This is a genomic window from Ligilactobacillus agilis DSM 20509 (genome assembly GCF_001436215.1).
GTDB classification, from domain to species: domain Bacteria; phylum Bacillota; class Bacilli; order Lactobacillales; family Lactobacillaceae; genus Ligilactobacillus; species Ligilactobacillus agilis.
Map to the genome: position 1 here is coordinate 32246 of NZ_AYYP01000009.1, position 16439 is coordinate 48684.

The 16439-nt window shown below is 43.9% G+C and carries 14 protein-coding genes, 1 pseudogene and 1 other annotated feature; of the genes and pseudogenes, 12 read left to right on the forward strand and 3 right to left on the reverse strand.

Annotated elements, in window-relative coordinates; genetic code table 11:
- Positions 1 to 73: 73 nt before the first annotated feature.
- The 10 genes and pseudogenes from FC14_RS00870 to FC14_RS00915 all read left to right on the forward strand — a co-directional run.
- Entirely contained in the window at positions 74 to 460 is a 387-nt protein-coding gene (locus FC14_RS00870; protein ID WP_056975832.1) for a GNAT family N-acetyltransferase, read from the forward strand.
- Positions 461 to 758: 298 nt separating this feature from the next.
- Positions 759 to 1313 carry a LemA family protein gene (locus FC14_RS00875; RefSeq protein ID WP_050611028.1) on the forward strand — a complete coding sequence of 185 codons (555 nt, stop codon included), beginning with the start codon at positions 759 to 761 and terminating at the stop codon, positions 1311 to 1313.
- 20 nt (positions 1314 to 1333) lie between these two features.
- Positions 1334 to 2227 (forward strand): zinc metalloprotease HtpX, encoded by an 894-nt coding sequence (htpX, locus tag FC14_RS00880; protein WP_050611029.1) that lies wholly within the window; start codon positions 1334 to 1336, stop codon positions 2225 to 2227.
- 153 nt (positions 2228 to 2380) lie between these two features.
- The gene (locus FC14_RS00885) at positions 2381 to 3751 is read left to right on the forward strand and encodes a UDP-N-acetylmuramoyl-tripeptide--D-alanyl-D-alanine ligase (protein ID WP_056975788.1); all 1371 of its coding nucleotides are present in this window, start codon (positions 2381 to 2383) and stop codon (positions 3749 to 3751) included.
- 168 nt (positions 3752 to 3919) lie between these two features.
- Positions 3920 to 5401 carry a degradosome RNA helicase CshA gene (gene cshA, locus FC14_RS00890; RefSeq protein ID WP_056975790.1) on the forward strand — a complete coding sequence of 494 codons (1482 nt, stop codon included), beginning with the start codon at positions 3920 to 3922 and terminating at the stop codon, positions 5399 to 5401.
- Positions 5402 to 5537: 136 nt separating this feature from the next.
- Positions 5538 to 5933 carry a holo-ACP synthase gene (gene acpS, locus FC14_RS00895; RefSeq protein WP_056975791.1) on the forward strand — a complete coding sequence of 132 codons (396 nt, stop codon included), beginning with the start codon at positions 5538 to 5540 and terminating at the stop codon, positions 5931 to 5933.
- A 24-nt stretch (positions 5934 to 5957) separates the two neighbouring features.
- Positions 5958 to 7079, forward strand: a complete 1122-nt coding sequence (gene alr / locus FC14_RS00900) for an alanine racemase (protein ID WP_056975793.1) — start codon at positions 5958 to 5960, stop codon at positions 7077 to 7079.
- Positions 7080 to 7151: 72 nt separating this feature from the next.
- Entirely contained in the window at positions 7152 to 7388 is a 237-nt protein-coding gene (locus tag FC14_RS00905; RefSeq protein ID WP_056975795.1) for a hypothetical protein, read from the forward strand.
- A gap of 17 nt (positions 7389 to 7405) precedes the next feature.
- On the forward strand, positions 7406 to 7768 hold the full coding sequence (locus FC14_RS00910; RefSeq protein WP_056975797.1) for a type II toxin-antitoxin system PemK/MazF family toxin: 363 nt from the start codon (positions 7406 to 7408) through the stop codon (positions 7766 to 7768).
- Positions 7769 to 7943: 175 nt separating this feature from the next.
- Positions 7944 to 8435: pseudogene (locus FC14_RS00915) on the forward strand (YgjV family protein); the annotation flags it as partial.
- Positions 8436 to 8501: 66 nt separating this feature from the next.
- Here the strand turns inward: FC14_RS00915 and brnQ are convergent.
- From brnQ to FC14_RS00930, 3 genes are all read right to left on the reverse strand, one after another.
- Positions 8502 to 9890, reverse strand: coding sequence for a branched-chain amino acid transport system II carrier protein (gene brnQ, locus FC14_RS00920; RefSeq protein ID WP_056975799.1), 1389 nt, complete (start codon positions 9888 to 9890; stop codon positions 8502 to 8504).
- A gap of 114 nt (positions 9891 to 10004) precedes the next feature.
- Positions 10005 to 10253 (reverse strand) — a binding site (T-box leader).
- 68 nt (positions 10254 to 10321) lie between these two features.
- Entirely contained in the window at positions 10322 to 10957 is a 636-nt protein-coding gene (gene cbpA / locus FC14_RS00925) for a cyclic di-AMP binding protein CbpA (protein ID WP_056975801.1), read from the reverse strand.
- Between the two features lie 112 nt (positions 10958 to 11069).
- Complete coding sequence (locus FC14_RS00930) at positions 11070 to 12038, reverse strand: L-lactate dehydrogenase (protein ID WP_050611040.1); 969 nt, start codon at positions 12036 to 12038, stop codon at positions 11070 to 11072.
- A gap of 302 nt (positions 12039 to 12340) precedes the next feature.
- On the opposite strand from FC14_RS00930, the gene pth reads away from it, so the two are divergent.
- Positions 12341 to 12904, forward strand: a complete 564-nt coding sequence (gene pth, locus FC14_RS00935) for an aminoacyl-tRNA hydrolase (RefSeq protein ID WP_056975803.1) — start codon at positions 12341 to 12343, stop codon at positions 12902 to 12904.
- Positions 12905 to 12913: 9 nt separating this feature from the next.
- Positions 12914 to 16438, forward strand: coding sequence for a transcription-repair coupling factor (gene mfd / locus FC14_RS00940; RefSeq protein WP_056975805.1), 3525 nt, complete (start codon positions 12914 to 12916; stop codon positions 16436 to 16438).
- Position 16439: the final 1 nt, after the last annotated feature.

Below are 16439 nucleotides of genomic sequence, written 5' to 3' on the forward strand. Positions count from 1 at the left end.
GGAAGTGAAGACTTTGGAAATAGAAATTAAGGCAACCAAGGACTTAGCTAGTCAGATTTACCAAGACGCGCTCATGATTAGAAAAGAGGTCTTTGTAAAGGAGCAAGGAGTCGACATGGCCCTGGAGCTTGATGGTGAGTTGGGGCCAACGCATTATGTCCTTTACTATCAAGGTAAACCGGCGACAACTGCTCGAATAAGCCCGGAACAGGCAGGCTGGCACATTCAGCGGGTGGCTACCTTGAAGTCTTACCGCAAGTTAGGCCTAGCTAAGCACCTGTTAAGTAAGATTGAAGAGGATGCCCGCCAAAGTAAGGTAGCGTATTTAACCTTAGGGGCTCAAGATAGTGCGCAAGGTTTTTATACTAAATTAGGTTACCAAGTCGTAGGTGCGGGCTTTTTAGATGCAGGGATTGCACATCACCGGATGGATAAGTCCTTGCAAATCAAGGAAAACTAGCCTATAATAAGTGGCATGCGATGAGTCGAGGAAAACCAGGCAATCATTGATTGTTCCGCTAAAGCGGCTAGTGGTAAGAATCGAAAGGGGACACAGATGCTACCGGATTGTAGCGTGTCTGGCTGTTAGTATTGTGGAGTACGGCAGCCCATTTGAATAAATGCCCAGAGGGGACCTAGGTAAAACTGGGTTCCTTTTTTTAATTTAAGTTTAAATTAAAGGCGAACCAGCTGATAAATTAATAACTGAAAGTAAAATTTTGGTATAATGAAAATAAAGCTTTTGAGGAGGAAATTTAATGACACTACTGATTGTAATTGTTGTCTTAGTAATCTTGGCTTTGATTTACATCTCAATGTACAATGGTTTGCAAAAAGCCAAGGTTAACACTGAAGAATCATGGAGTCAAATTGACGTGCAATTAAAACGCCGGAATGATTTGATTCCTAACTTAGTCGAAACTACTAAGGGTTACGCTAAACACGAAAAAGAAACCCTTGCTCAGGTAATTAACCTTAGAAATCAACTAACCGAATTACCAGCTGATGCACACGCGCAAAAGATGGAAGTCTCAAACCAATTAACAGACACCTTAAAATCAATCTTTGCCTTGGCAGAAGCTTACCCAGATTTGAAAGCTAACCAAGAATTCACCAAGTTGATGGAAGAATTAACCAATACTGAAAATAAGATTGCTTACTCACGGCAACTGTTCAACAGTTCTGCAGCTAACTTCAATCAACGCCTACTAACCTTCCCATCAAATATGGTTGCTAAGATTCACCACTTTACTAAGGTCGACTACCTTGAAGTACCAACCGAAGAAAAGGAAGCTCCTAAGGTATCCTTTTAATGGTAAGTGAGGTTTTGTAAATGTTATATCAACAAATTGCCAAAAATAAGCGGATGACCGTGGTGGTAATGGTTGGCTTCATGCTCTTGGTGGCTTTAATCGGTTCGGCCGTGGGCTACGTCTTCTTTAATAGTTCGACCGCCGGCTTAATTATGGCCATCGTGATTGGGTTGGTTTACATGTTATTAATGCTTTCCCAGTCGACCGATGTGGTGATGAGCATGAATAATGCCCACGAAATCACTAGCCCAGACCAAGCCCCCGAGTTATGGCACGTGGTTGAAGATATGGCGCTGGTTGGGCAGATTCCTATGCCCCGGGTTTTTATCATCGATGACCCTAGCCCTAACGCCTTTGCGACTGGTCCTAATCCAGAACACGCTGCGGTAGCTGCTACCAGCGGAATTTTAACTAGGTTAAACCGGGAGGAACTCGAAGGGGTTATGGCCCACGAAGTTTCGCACATTAGAAATTACGATATTAGGTTACAAACTACGGCCTTAGCTTTAGCAGCGGCTATTTCGATGCTGGTCAACTTTGCCAGCCACTCCTTTTTCTGGGGTGGTGGCCGGAGGGATGATGACCGCGAAGGATCAAGTGCCCTAGACCTCATCATGATGGTGGTCTCAATTTTGGCAATTATCCTCGGCCCGTTGGCTGCTAGCATGGCCCAAATGGCTTTATCACGTAACCGTGAATACTTGGCGGACGCTTCTGCCGTGGAGTTAACGCGCAACCCACTCGGCTTGATTTCGGCCTTGCAAAAGATTAGTTCAAGCGAACCAATGCAAGCAGCCGACCCAAGTAGTGCTTCAATGTACATTGCCAATCCCTTTAAGGACGGATCGTGGACGCATCTTTTCGACACCCACCCTCCAATTGAAAAGCGGATTGAACGTTTGAGAAATATGTAAGACTAAAGGGAACCGTACTTAGCCAACCGGTAACGAGGCTAGGTGCGGTTCTTTTATTTATCTAACTAGGACTTTTAAAAATAGAAAGTCAGACAAGTATGGTACAATGGGTGAGAGTGAAATTTTGCAGAGCAGGAAAGGAAGAAATATTTCATGAAAATGCAGTTGGCAGAAATCGCCCGGGCTTTAGGGGCTGAAGTGAAGGCGGGCTATGAAGATATCTGTATAACCAGTGTCAGCTTTGACAGTCGTACGTTAGAAGCTGGCGCCCTATTTATTCCTCTAGTAGCTGGTAATGACGGCCATAATTTTATTCAAAGTGCAATAGAGCACGGGGCAGTGGCTACTTTGTGGCAGGCTGATCATGATTTGGGGCAAGTGGACTTACCTCAATTGGTGGTAGCCGATACCTTGGAGGCCTTGCAAACTTTAGGTAGATATTACTTGGATAAGATTAACCCTAAGGTAGTGGCTATTACAGGAAGCAATGGTAAAACTACTACTAAAGACATGGTGGCCGCTATTTTGGGTAGCCAGTTTAACGTACAAAAAACCCATGCAAACTTTAACAATCAAATCGGGGTACCGATGACGATTTTGGGGATGGAACCTAACACGGAAGTTTTAGTTGTTGAAATGGGGATGGACCACTTTGGTGAATTAGATCACCTAAGTCGCCTGGCTGCGCCTGATGTGGCTGTGATTACGATGATTGGGGAAGCCCACATTGAATTTTTCGGAAGCAGAGACAAGATTGCGGACGCTAAGATGGAGATTACCCACGGGCTCAAAGAGGATGGAACCCTGGTCTACAATGGCGATGAACCATTGTTGCGGACACGGGCAGAGGACTTAAAGCAGTTAACGGTAACCTTTGGCCGCAACGACAACAATGATTTACAAGCGACTAATATTGTGAGTGATGATACCCAAACTGGTTTTAGGGTAGTATCCTGGCCTGAAGAAAACTTCACGATTCCAATGATTGGGGCTTACAACGTTAATAATGCCTTAGCTGCACTTGCGGTTGGTAATTTATTCCATGTCCCTGTAGAAGCGATGAGAAAGGCTTTGGCCGCCTTTGATTTAACTGCCAACAGGACAGAGTGGGTTAAAGGTGCAAAGGGTGAACGGATTTTAAGTGACGTTTATAACTCTAACCCAACGGCTGTTAAACAGGTGCTCCAAGCCTTTACTAAGGTAGAAACTGCTGGCAAGCGGATTGCGGTCTTAGGGGATATGCTAGAGTTAGGCGACCAGGCTGAGATTATGCACACGGGCTTAGCTGCTGAAATTCAACCAGAAGAAATTGCGGAAGTCTATCTTTGTGGCCCAATCATGGCGAAGTTAGCCCAAGTATTAGATGAAAAGTATCCTGCTGATAAGGTCCATCACTATGATACGGATGCAAAAGCACAGTTAGTAGCCGACCTAAAGGCAAGTATCCAACCGGAAGATATCGTGGTAGTCAAGGGCAGTCACGGGATTCATCTTGAAGAGGTTTTAGCCGCATTGCAAAAGTAATTTGCTTAATTTAAGAATTAATGCTATTCTTAATAAGTTACTTAATATTTTTAAGTTAGTCGGATTGCAAGACAGTCAGAAAAATTTTTCAGCCTGCCTTGCGAGTACAGTGGATGTTACACATATGCGCTAATAGCGTAAGCTAGGCACATTAGGAGGAAAAATTTTTTGAAATTTAGTGAACTTGGTCTGGAAAAAGATTTATTAACAGCGATTGAACGAAGTGGCTTTGAGGAAGCAACCCCCATTCAAGAAGCAACAATTCCCTTGGTATTAGCAGGGGTAGACGTGATTGGGCAGGCACAAACAGGGACTGGAAAGACAGCGGCGTTTGGGTTGCCAGTGTTACAACACGTCAATCCCAAGAAAAATATTATCCAGGCCGTAATTATTTCACCAACCCGTGAGTTAGCAATTCAAACGCAAGAAGAATTGTACCGCTTGGGTAAGGATAAGAAGGTAAAGGTATTGGCCGTTTATGGTGGGGCCGATATTCGGCGGCAAATCCACCAGTTAAAGCATAATACCCCTCAAATTTTGGTTGGGACGCCGGGTCGCCTACTAGACCACATTAACCGTAAAACCGTTGACCTTAGCTTGGTTAATAGCTTGATTTTAGACGAAGCCGATGAAATGTTAGACATGGGCTTCTTAGATGATATCGAGTCAATTATTGAATCAATTCCGCCTAACCGGCAAACACTCTTGTTCTCAGCAACGATGCCTAAGGCTATCTTAAACATCGGCGAAAAGTTCATGATGGAACCACAGGTTGTCAAAATCAAGGCCAAGGAATTAACGACTGATTTAGTCGACCAATACTTTGTCCGGGCTAAGGATTTTGAAAAGTTTGACATCATGACTAGGATTATGGACGTGCAAGCCCCAGAGTTGACGATTGTCTTTGTCCGGACTAAGCGCCGGGTAGATGAGTTGTCTAAGGGCTTAGAAGCAAGGGGCTATAATGCCGCCGGGATTCATGGGGATTTGACGCAACAACGGCGGATGAATATCTTGCGGAAATTTAAGGCGGGCCAGCTTGATATCTTAGTGGCGACCGACGTGGCAGCCCGGGGGCTAGATATTTCTGGGGTAACCCACGTTTATAACTACGATATTCCCCAAGATCCAGAAAGTTATGTCCACCGTATTGGTCGGACTGGCCGGGCGGGCCACCATGGAACGTCTGTAACCTTTGTGACCCCAAATGAAATGGACTATTTACGGGTTATTGAGAAATTGACTAAGAAGCGGATGGAACCAATGAAGCCACCAACAGAAGCGGAAGCCTTTGAGGGGCAAATTTCTTCTGCTTTAGTCGACATCAAAGAATTAGTTGCTAAGACAACGACCGCCAAATACGAAGCTCAAGCCAAAGAATTATTAGAGCAATACGATGCGGTTGACTTAGTAGCCGCTTTGCTTAACAACATGACTAAGGATGATGCTAGTCAAGTTCCAGTTAAGATTACGCCAGAACGGCCGTTACCACGACGCAAGAAGGGGAACCATACCGGTAACTTCCGGCGGAGCAATAAGAATTGGCGTCCTAAAAACAAGCGCTATGATGAACGGAGAAGGTCAGAGCGTGACCGGGACCGTGATCAATTTAAGCACCGGACTAAAAAGCGGAAGTTTACCATCCGCTAAAAATAAACGCTGAAAAAATCTGTCTTTCTCGTGGGAGAAAGCAGATTTTTTTTACTTTTAGCTTGTAAACATTTTTTAAACTTGCTGATTTATTGGCGGTTCTTTGCTAAAATGAGAGAGAAAGTGAGGATGGGTAATGATATATGGTCAGGGAATAGACATTGCTAGTCTAAAAAGAATAAAGGCTGCTTATCAAAAGAACCCTAAGTTTGCAGCCAAGGTGCTTACCGAGGGTGAATTGGCTGTTTTTGAGACCCTAAGTCCTAAACGGCAGGTTGAGTTTTTAGCGGGCCGTTTTTCGGCAAAGGAAGCCTATTCTAAAGCCGTCGGGAGTGGGATTGGTTCCCAGGTTGGGTTTAGCGACTTAGAGATATTGAATAATAAGCAGGGCCGACCAGTGATTGTAAAACACCCACTTCAAAATAAGCTGAGGGTCCATTTATCAATTACACATGATAATGAAGTGGTGGTTACGAGCGTAATCCTTGAAAAACTTGGGGGCTTTGAACGCTTGAAAAGCTACTTTAAATAGACTTTGATGAGAGAAGATGGAAAGATGGTTGTGGGAAAACACCGCAATACAAAGGTCATTGTTGACTTAGGTGCAATTAAGGAAAATGTTGCTCAAGAAAAGCGACAATTAGAAGCAGACCAAAAATTATTTGCCGTGGTTAAGGCTAATGCTTACGGGCACGGGTTGGTTGAGGTAGCTCAGGCGGCCAGTCAAGCCGGGGCAGATGGCTTTTGTGTGGCCGTAATTGATGAGGGGGTGGCCTTGCGCCAAGCTGGTTTTGAGCAGGAACCAATCTTGATTTTGGGGGTCAATCCGGCTAGTGAGGCTACTTATATGGCTAGTTATAATTTGTCCGTAGCCGTTAGCAGCCTGGACTTTTTACAAGCTGCCCAACCCGAATTACTTAAGGCTAAGCTTAAATTAAGGGTCCACCTCGCACTTGATACCGGGATGGGGCGGATTGGTTTTAAAGATGTAGCCACCCTAAAGGAGGCGGTCGCTTATCTAAATGCCAACCCCCAAGCCTTTGTTTTTGAGGGGATTTTCACCCACTTTGCTCAGGCTGATAGCAAAGATACCAGCTATTATCACCAGCAGTTAGCTAAATTTAAGGAACTTACTGGTAGCTTGGAGCAACTTCCACCCTATGTCCACGTCGCCAATTCGGCTGCAGCCTTATGGCATCATGATTGCGGTGGCAACGTAATTCGTTATGGTATTAGTATGTACGGTTTAAATCCGTCTGGCCGTGAGCTAGAATTACCCCGGCCTTTAAAGCCAGCACTAAGCTTGGTTAGTGAGTTGGTCCACGTTAAACAGGTAGCCAAGGGTGAATCGATTGGCTATGGTTCGACCTATACTGCTAGTGAAGATGAATGGATTGGCACGGTGCCTTTGGGATACGCCGATGGTTGGTTAAGACGGATGCAGGGCTTTGCGGTTTTAATCGCAGGTCAATACTGTCCCATCGTGGGCCGGGTTTGCATGGACCAATTCATGGTCAAATTACCTGCTAACTTAGCCTTAGGAACGAAGGTAACTTTGATTGGGAAAGACGGGTCTGAAGAAATTACTGCCCAAGACGTGGCCGACTATGCCCACACTATTCACTACGAAATTACCTGTTGCTTGGGTGAGCGTCTTCCTAGGATTTATCGCGAGTAAAGCTAGGGCTTACAAAAATGACTTAATATGGTATATTTATTGTAATAGTAGGAAAGTAAAGGGGCGCTTATGATGGAGCAGGTACAAAGCAGACGGCTATTTGACGATACTAAGCTATCAGAATACTGTGAATTCTATGGGATTAGTGCGCAGTCGCTAGATGATAAGGCCTTGAAATATATTGAGTCACGTTATGAAAAATTGGACTTACTAATCACAGGTTATGGTGAAATGGCCAAGTTAAACCAAGAAATTTGTACTGAATTTTTAAGTTGTGATTGTGATGAATTAGACGAATTAGTAAGGTAATAGAAAAGAGGAATCTAATGGTAGCTGAGGTCAAGCGTGGTGATATTTTTTTTGCTGACCTATCGCCAGTAGTAGGATCAGAACAAGGCGGGATGAGACCGGTATTGATTATTCAAAATAATATCGGCAACCATTTCAGCCCAACGGTGATTGTCTCTGCAATTACTTCCAGGATTTCCAAACCAAAAATGCCGACGCACGTGGGGCTAAAGGCGCAAAAAAATGGCTTAGAAAAGGATTCTGTCATCCTATTGGAACAAGTAAGAACGATAGATAAGCAACGGTTACGAGAAAAAATCGCACATACAGATCAAGAAACAATGAAAAAAGTCAATGAGGCCTTAAGAATTAGCTTTGGCCTGATTGCGATACATAAATAATTAAGGTTATCGGGCGCTACTTGGTAACCTTTTTGTTTGCAAGGTAGTCATAATTTGAAGGGGGAATACCCAAAGATTTGCTTTTGGTTGTTGGGGTATAATTAAAATCTAGAAAGTTAGCTTAGGAGTAGTTGTTGTGGTACATTTTATTTTAGTTTAAGCGGTTTGCTTTTTAGGGACGATTATCTTCTTTTTATCCTACCAATGTCGCAATAACCGCAACCTTTTTCGGATGCAGTTAGCATCTTATCTCTGTTATATGACTCATATGTTTTTACTAGGGGCTTTGACCGGGGGAACAAGTTACATTTTAAACGTGGTCCGCTCCTATTGTTTAAGCAGTCGGAGTCGGTTTTTACACAGCCGGCAAATGTGTGGGGTAATTTGCTGTTTGCAACTGGTGACCCTGTACTTGACTTGGAGTAACTGGTGGTCACTTTTACCAATAGTCGCTAACATCGCCACTACCATCGGAGAATATACTTATAATTCTCAAAAGATTAGGTTAGTTGGATTAGCGATTAATTCCCCCCTAAAGATTGGTTACGACTTCCTAGTGGGGTCGTGGGCCGGAATTTTTGACGAGCTAGTGACGCTAGCCTCGGTAATTATTTCTATCTGGCGTTATGGCTGGAAAAATTTAGACCGGGTCGAAGAGATTGGTTAAACAGCAAAAAAGCTTTGCAGCTGGCAAGTAAGGCCAAGCTGTAAAGATTTTTTACTAATCCAATTGTTAGTCCATTTCACTAGCTTGCGTTTTGACAAAGACTTCCTTGTAGAAGTGAACAGCTAACCCAAGGGCTAGGCCGACCAAGGCAGGAACTAACCAGGAAAGGCTGTAATCAGCTAGAGGTAAGTAGTGGTGTTGGAAGGCGTAGACTGCTTTACCAAAATTGCTTTGGCTGATAACGGCTGGGAAAGTGGCTACCATGTCAAAGAAAGCAGGGACTACTGTAAATAAAACTACGAAGAAGTAAACGTAACTATCGCGTTTAAAGAGTGGTGAGAAAACGGATAGTAAGATTAAGACCATTGCTAATGGGTAAAGGAACATCAAGAATGGTAATGACCAAGCTAGAATTGTTTCTAAGCCGAAGTTAGCAAAGAAGAATGAGGAAGCACATGATAAGACTAACCAAGTGTGGTAGCTAACCTTTGGGAAGTGTTTGTGGAAGTCTTGGGCAAAGGCGGCTACTAACCCGATAGCAGTTGTTAAACAAGTAACGGTGATTAAGGCGGCTAAGATAGCTTGACCAGCGACACCGGCATATTGATTAACGATTTGTGAAAAGGCTACCCCACCATCGGCGGAAAGCTTGAATTTACCTAATGATTGTACCCCGAGTAAAGTTAGGAGTAAGTAAATCAAAGCAACGGCCCCCATACCAAAGACCCCAGCTTTAGCGGTAACGGCAGCTACCTTAGTTTCGCGCTTAACTCCCATAGAACGGATAGCGGTAACGACGGTCACCCCAAAGGCTAAGCCGGCTAAGGCGTCCATGGTGTTATAGCCTTCTAGAAAACCATGGATGAAAGAAGTTCGGCCTAAGTATTCCTTAGTAGGAGTAGCAGTACTTAAAGAACCAAGTGGATGTAAGAAGGCCACGAAGAAAACCAAAGCTAACAATGCCAAGAAGACTGGGTTCAAAAGTTTACCGACGTTAGAAACAATCTTGTTTTCTTTACGTGAGAATAAGTAGGCTACTAGAAAGAAGCAAGCTGAGAAAACAAATAATGCCACCTTAGTAGAACCTGCGGGTAATAAGGGCGCTAAACCAACCGCAAAGGAAACAGTAGCAGTTCTAGGGGTACCGAAGAAAGGACCGATAGTTGCGTGAATTAAAACCATAAAGACTAAGGCAAACGCAGGTCCTAAGGGACGACCGATATCATACACACCTTCTGAGCGGGTGATAGAAATTGCAAGAACGGATAGTAATGGTAATAAGACCCCGGTAACCAGGAAGCCTAAAACAGCTGGGCCCCAGTTATGGCCGGCTAGTTGGCCCAAGTGGAGGGGAAAAATTAGGTTTCCGGCCCCAAAGAAGAGCCCAAATAGCAAGGAACTGACGACGAAATAATCTTTTTTAGTTAATTTCTTCTCTTTCAACTTATTAAGCATGATTAAAAACCCACCTTAAATTTTAATCTTAGTATTACAGAATAAATATCAGCTCCCACACGTCCCGGGATTGTGTGGAAAAGAAAAAGGCGCCCTCAAACTAGAATGCTCTAGTTCAAGGGCGCCAGTGCGCGGTACCACCTTGGTTTTACAATTACATCGCTGCAATTGCCTTTCACGTGCGGCCCCAGCCTTAGTGGGGCGATACGCTAACACGATAATGGGTGTTCCCAGTGTACCTACTAATAATTGTTGGGTACAGCGCTCGAAAGGGATTTTCGCTTTTAAAGCACCTATTCCCTCACACCAACCGGAATTCGCTTGAGGCCTTTAAAAGTTACTCTTCTTTCTCATTGCGTTCTTTAATATTTAATCTATACTCAGTAATTTACAATCAAAAACTCATTTTGTCAAGAGCTTTTTTGAAAAAATTATGCTTGCAAATCTTCGATTTCAGAAACGCGGAAATTCTTCCGTTCTAAACTAGCAACAATTCGTTCCAATTTTTCGTGGCTAACATCGGCAGGGAGGGTAAATAAAGTTCGGTGCACTAGCTCGCCTTGTTGAACGTCCAAGGTAATGCAGCTGGCAATAGAGGTATACTTAGTGATAACCTTAGCCATGTCAACGAGATCTCCCCGTTCTCCAGCAGAAACAACCGTTAAGACGTAACTACCAACGTTGAAGTTCCAAGATTGGGAAAGCATTTCTAAGAGGTGGTTATGGGTTAAAATCCCGTAGAAGTAGTTGTTTTCATCAAGAACCGCGATGAAAGGTAGGTCGCGGATGGAGAAGAAGACATTAAAGAAAGCTGAGTTAACAGTGATGAACTTAGTGGCATTTTTTAATAAATGAGTGACGGGTAAGTTCATGTCACCGCCACGTGATTTATGGCGGTAAATGTGCATCTTATAGATGTTACCCCGGAAAATTTTGCCGGTGGTATCAAGGACCGGTACACAGCGGTAGCCGGAGGTTTCTAAGGTTTCAAGCGCCTCAGCCAAAGTAACATCCTCGCGAACTGTTGTTAAGACTTGTTTGGGTTTAACCAAGGTTTTAAGTAACATAGCAATAACTCCTAAGCTAAATATTTTCTAAGTAATTCTTAATTCATTTTAGCATTTTCGCGGGTAAAGAAAAACCCCCCACGGAAATTCCGCAGGGGGAAAAGAAGTTAAATTACTTACCTTCTTCTAAAGTCTTCAAACCGTTTGTAAGAACTTCTTTCAAAGTCTTAGCAGAAGCGGTCATCTTAGCGTGTTCTTCTTCGTTAAGAGGAACTTCTAAGATTGAAGCAAGACCGGAGCCGTTAACAACGGCAGGAGTACCAATGTAGATGTCATTTAAGCCGTATTGACCTTCCATGTATGCTGATACAGGTAAAACAGCATCTTCGTCACGTAAGATAGCGCGAGAGATACGAGCTAAGGCTGTAGCAACACCGTAGAAAGTAGCGCCTTTCTTGTTGATGATAGTGTAAGCTTTGTTACGAACGTCATCTTCAAGTTTAGCTAATTGTTCCTTAGTAACACCGTTCTTTTCTGCCCAATCTAAGACAGGAAGACCACCGATAGTTGCAGCTGAGTAAGCAGCAAATTCTGAGTCACCGTGTTCACCCATGATGTAAGCGTGAACTGAACGTGGGTCGCGGATACCAACTAATTCACCTAAAGCAACACGTAAACGTGAAGTATCTAGGGAAGTACCAGAACCGATAACCTTGTTCTTAGGGAAGCCAGATAACTTCCAAGTAGCGTAAGTCAAGATATCAACTGGGTTAGCAGCAACTAAGAAGATGCCGTCGAAACCAGATTCAACGATTGGCTTAACGATTGAAGAAAGGATCTTCAAGTTCTTGTTAACAAGGTCAAGACGAGTTTCGCCTGGCTTTTGTGGGGCACCAGCTGTGATAACAACTAAGTCTGCATCCTTGCAGTCTGAGTATTCAGCTGAGTAAATCTTCTTTGGATATGTTAAAGCAGTAGCATCAGCTAAGTCTAATGCGTCACCTTCTGTGCGATCCTTAACAACATCCACGATACCGAATTCTTCGGCAATCCCTTGTAAAGCCATTGCGTATGCATAGCTAGAACCAACAGCGCCATCGCCGACTAAAATAACTTTTTGATGATTTTGTGTTTTTGACACAGTCACTCATCCTTTCATAAGAAACTTATTGATACAAATATATTATACCATGCTTTTTAAAAATGTTGTATGAGTTTTCACTAATTTTACATCTATGAAAACCCTTACTTTCTAATCTTTTATCCGCTAAATGAGGAATTAGTCACAAACTAAAAGAAAGTTTTTTTCAGAAAGTATGGTATACTAATGGAAAAATACTAGCGTTGAGATGGCGCTGTTAGTTAAAGAGGATTAGGTAGCTTACCTTATCCTCTAATTTGCCATGCTTAAGTTAAATGGGACATGAAAGGATATTTAAAAATATGAAAATGATTGTCGGACTAGGGAATATTGGAAGAAAATATGATGAAACACGTCACAATGTAGGGTTTATGGTTTTAGATCAGTTTGCCAAAGAACACCAAGTTAGCTTTGATAAGGAAGATTTTAATGCTCTAATCGCCAGTGTTTTTATTAATGGTGAAAAAGTTCTGTTAGTTAAACCTACTACTTACATGAATGAATCCGGCCGGGCGGTGGGGCCGTTAGCAACTTATTATAATATTGCTAGCGAAGACATCGCAGTCATCCATGATGATATGGACCTAGAGGTTGGCAAGTTACGCTTGCGCCAAAAGGGTTCCGCTGGGGGCCATAACGGAATCAAGAGTTTAATTCACCACTTACGCACGCAAGAATTTAAGCGGGTCCGGGTGGGGATTGGCCATCCGCAAAAAATGGCTGTAGTTGACTGGGTTTTGTCTAAGTTTACTGCTGAACAAAGACAAACAATCGATGTAACCGCCAATGAGGTGGTGGCAGCCTTAGACTATTGGTTAGCTAGCGACGACTTTATGAAGACTATGAACAAGTATAACCATAAATAGGGGGCAGTAATGGACTTAAGTGAAATTCTTCTTGAAGAAACCAAGGTTACAGACTGGTTAAAGCAGTTAAATGAAAATAAGCGCCGTAATTTAGTGACAGGCCTGGTTGGTTCAGCCAAGACGCTATTTTTGCAGACGCTTTTTCAAGAGCTAAAGCGACCGTTGTTAATAGTAACTAGCGACCTGTACAGAATGCAGGAACTAGAAGATGACCTTAAAAACCAGGTGGAGCCAGGAACTTTATACACTTTTCCGGTTGAAGAGGTATTAGCGGCTGAAATGGCAACCAGCTCCCCTGAATTTAAAAGTCAACGGGTTCAAGCTCTAAACGCCCTGGCTAGTGGACAAGCCAAGCTGATTTTGACTTCTGTCAGTGGCTTAAGACGAAAGCTACCTGCAGTCGATTATTGGCGGAGTTTGCAATTGAAATTAACGGTGGGAAGCCAACTTGACTTAGATGCCTTGGGGCAAAAGTTGACGGCCATGGGCTACCGGCGCCAAAAATTAGTGGAACGGCCGGGGGACTTTGCCATTCGGGGTGAAATTGTCGACGTTTACCCGGTTGCTGGGTTAGAGGCAGTCCGCATTGATTTTTTTGACACGGAGATAGATTCGCTGCGAACCTTTGATGTAGCGAGCCAAAGAAGTATTGCTAACCTAGAGGAAGTTAGCCTGGCGCCAGCTAGTGACTTCTTGGTGGCTAAAGATGACCTAAAGGCTGCCGGAGTTAAATTGGCGGCGGATTTTGAAAAGCTAGGTCCGGAACTAAGTGATGCTAAGCAACGGCAGGCCCTTCAAGCAACGGTTGCTCAAAAAGCCACTGCCTGGCAGGCCGGGGCTTTGACGGAAACAGACTTACCCTGGGGCGCTTACCTTTACCCCGAGGCGGTTACCCTCTTAGATTACCTAAGCTTAGCCGGGCTAGTGATTGTTGATGATTACAGTCGCATTGTAGACAAGAACCAAAAACTAATTAACGATGACCAAAATTGGCAAGTTACAAAGTTAGCAAGCGGTGAACTGTTGCCCAACTTGCAGCTAGGCTTTGATAGCGCCGAGCTATTAAAGAACAATCAGCGGACGGGCAGCATCTTCTTAGCGCCATTTGCTAAGGGGATGGGGGGCTTACGCTTTAGTAATAAGCTCGCCATAAAGAGTCGGGCGGTCCAACAATTCTTTGGCCAGATGCCGCTTTTGAAAACGGAAAGTGAGCGCTGGCGTAAGCAAAAACAAACGGTGGTAATTTTGGTCACGAGTAATGAGCGTTTGCACAAGGTTGAACAAACGTTGACAGACTTCGATATCCAGGTCTTACTTAGTGAGCCCAGTCAGCTTCAAAAGGGTAACTTGCAACTGGTTTTAGGTGGCTTTAGGTCGGGCTTTGAGCTGACAGAAGCTAACCTAATCGTTTTGACCGAACATGAGTTATTTGCCAAGGTTAATCGTCACCAAGCTCGCCGGCAGACCATGTCTAATGAACAACGCTTAAAGAGTTACACGGACCTCAAAGTTGGTGATTACGTCGTACACGTTAATCACGGGATTGGTAAGTATTTGGGAATGGAGACCATTGAAGTTAGTGGCCGCCACCAGGATTACATGACCTTGCTTTATAAGGATGATGCCAAATTATTTATCCCCGTTAGCCAAATTGACCGGATTCAAAAGTACGTTTCCTCGGAGGCTAAGCAACCGCAAATTGCTAGTTTAACTTCTGATAAGTGGCGCAAAACTAAGAATCGGGTGGCAAGAAAGATTGAAGACATTGCGGATGAGTTGGTAGAACTATATGCTAAGCGTGAATCTGAGCAAGGCTATGCCTTTAGTAAGGATGACAGTTACCAAAAGGAATTTGAAGATGCCTTTCCGTATACGGAAACTCCCGACCAGCTCCGCAGTAGCCAAGAAATAAAACGTGACATGGAAATGACTAAGCCGATGGACCGGTTACTAATTGGGGACGTAGGCTTTGGCAAAACGGAGGTCGCCTTACGGGCTGCTTTTAAGGCGATTCAAGATGGTAAGCAGGTCGCCTTTTTAGCGCCGACAACGGTCTTAGTCCAACAGCACTATGAAACGATTCTTAACCGCTTTGATGGTTTTCCTGTTAGCGTTGGCATTTTATCACGTTTTAGTAGCCCAACCGAAGTTAAGCAAACCCTCCAGGACTTGCGGCTAGGATTAATTGATATTATTGTCGGCACCCACCGGCTCTTATCAAAGGACGTGAAGTTTGCCGATTTAGGCCTGCTGATTATCGACGAAGAACAACGCTTTGGGGTTAAACACAAGGAGCGCTTAAAGGAACTCAAGGCTAGCGTGGACGTCTTGACCCTAACGGCAACGCCAATCCCACGGACCTTAAACTTATCGATGTTAGGCGTGCGGGACTTATCCGTGATAGAAACAGCGCCGCTCAACCGTTACCCAATTCAAACCTACGTCTTGGAACAAAATTTTGGGGTAATTATCGACGGCATCAAACGCGAATTAGCCCGGGGGGGCCAGGTCTTTTACCTTCATAACCGGGTAGAAGATATTGAAAGTGTGGCTAATGAAATCCGGGCGCTAGTTGCAGATGCCCGGGTGGCCTACATTCACGGCCAAATGACTGAGAGTCAACTAGAGCGGGTGTTAATGGACTTTATTGCGGGTGAATATGATGTTTTAGTAACTACGACCATCATTGAAACCGGGGTTGATATTCCTAATGCCAATACCTTATTTGTTGAAAATGCAGACAAGATGGGGCTGGCTCAGCTATACCAGTTACGCGGGCGCGTGGGACGGTCTAACAGGATTGCTTATGCTTACTTTATGTACCAACCGGATAAGGTTTTGACCGAAACCGGTGAAAAAAGACTAGAGGCTATTAAAGATTTCACGGAGCTTGGTTCAGGTTTTAAGATTGCGATGCGAGACTTAGCCATTCGTGGTGCCGGTAATATTTTAGGTAAGCAACAACATGGCTTTATTGACTCAGTCGGTTATGACCTTTATACTCAAATGTTAAATACGGCGATTGCTAAGAAGCAGGGGAAAAAGGTGCAGGCTAAAACCGATGCTGAAATTAACCTAGAAATCGAGGCCTACCTGCCAACAGAGTATATTGAAGATGCCCGCCAAAAGATTGAAATCTATAAACGCATTGGCCAGTTTGAAAATCTCGAGCAGTACCGGGAGGTTCAGACTGATTTAATTGACCGTTTCGGGGATTATCCACAAGAAGTAGCTAACCTCCTAGAGATTGGCCTTTTAAAGATGTATGCCGATTTAGCCTTAATTGAAAAAATCAAGCAGATAGGCAATAAAGTGACCGTGCTCTTAGCAGAAAAATTCGTAAAGCAAGTACCGGCTCAAGCCCTCTTGAAGGTGCTAGCTCAAACTAAGCTGGTGACAAAGTTAGTGCCTAAAAAAGAGCAAGTGCAAATCGAGTGGGTCTTACAACCAACGGTGGATACCGCCCAAGAGTTAAGTCAGCTAAAGGAGTTGGCCCAGCTATTAGGAAAAGAATTACAGGCTAAGAAAGGATAAG

Bases quoted from the DNA above. Each gene is read 5' to 3' on its own strand.
- FC14_RS00870 (WP_056975832.1), top strand. From the start codon at position 74: ATGATTAGAAAAGAGGTCTTTGTAAAGGAGCAAGGAGTCGACATGGCC.
- FC14_RS00875 (WP_050611028.1), top strand. From the start codon at position 759: ATGACACTACTGATTGTAATTGTTGTCTTAGTAATCTTGGCTTTGATT.
- htpX (WP_050611029.1), top strand. From the start codon at position 1,334: ATGTTATATCAACAAATTGCCAAAAATAAGCGGATGACCGTGGTGGTA.
- FC14_RS00885 (WP_056975788.1), top strand. From the start codon at position 2,381: ATGAAAATGCAGTTGGCAGAAATCGCCCGGGCTTTAGGGGCTGAAGTG.
- acpS (WP_056975791.1), top strand. From the start codon at position 5,538: ATGATATATGGTCAGGGAATAGACATTGCTAGTCTAAAAAGAATAAAG.
- alr (WP_056975793.1), top strand. From the start codon at position 5,958: ATGGTTGTGGGAAAACACCGCAATACAAAGGTCATTGTTGACTTAGGT.
- FC14_RS00905 (WP_056975795.1), top strand. From the start codon at position 7,152: ATGGAGCAGGTACAAAGCAGACGGCTATTTGACGATACTAAGCTATCA.
- FC14_RS00910 (WP_056975797.1), top strand. From the start codon at position 7,406: ATGGTAGCTGAGGTCAAGCGTGGTGATATTTTTTTTGCTGACCTATCG.
- brnQ (WP_056975799.1), bottom strand. From the start codon at position 9,890: ATGCTTAATAAGTTGAAAGAGAAGAAATTAACTAAAAAAGATTATTTC.
- cbpA (WP_056975801.1), bottom strand. From the start codon at position 10,957: ATGTTACTTAAAACCTTGGTTAAACCCAAACAAGTCTTAACAACAGTT.
- pth (WP_056975803.1), top strand. From the start codon at position 12,341: ATGAAAATGATTGTCGGACTAGGGAATATTGGAAGAAAATATGATGAA.
- mfd (WP_056975805.1), top strand. From the start codon at position 12,914: ATGGACTTAAGTGAAATTCTTCTTGAAGAAACCAAGGTTACAGACTGG.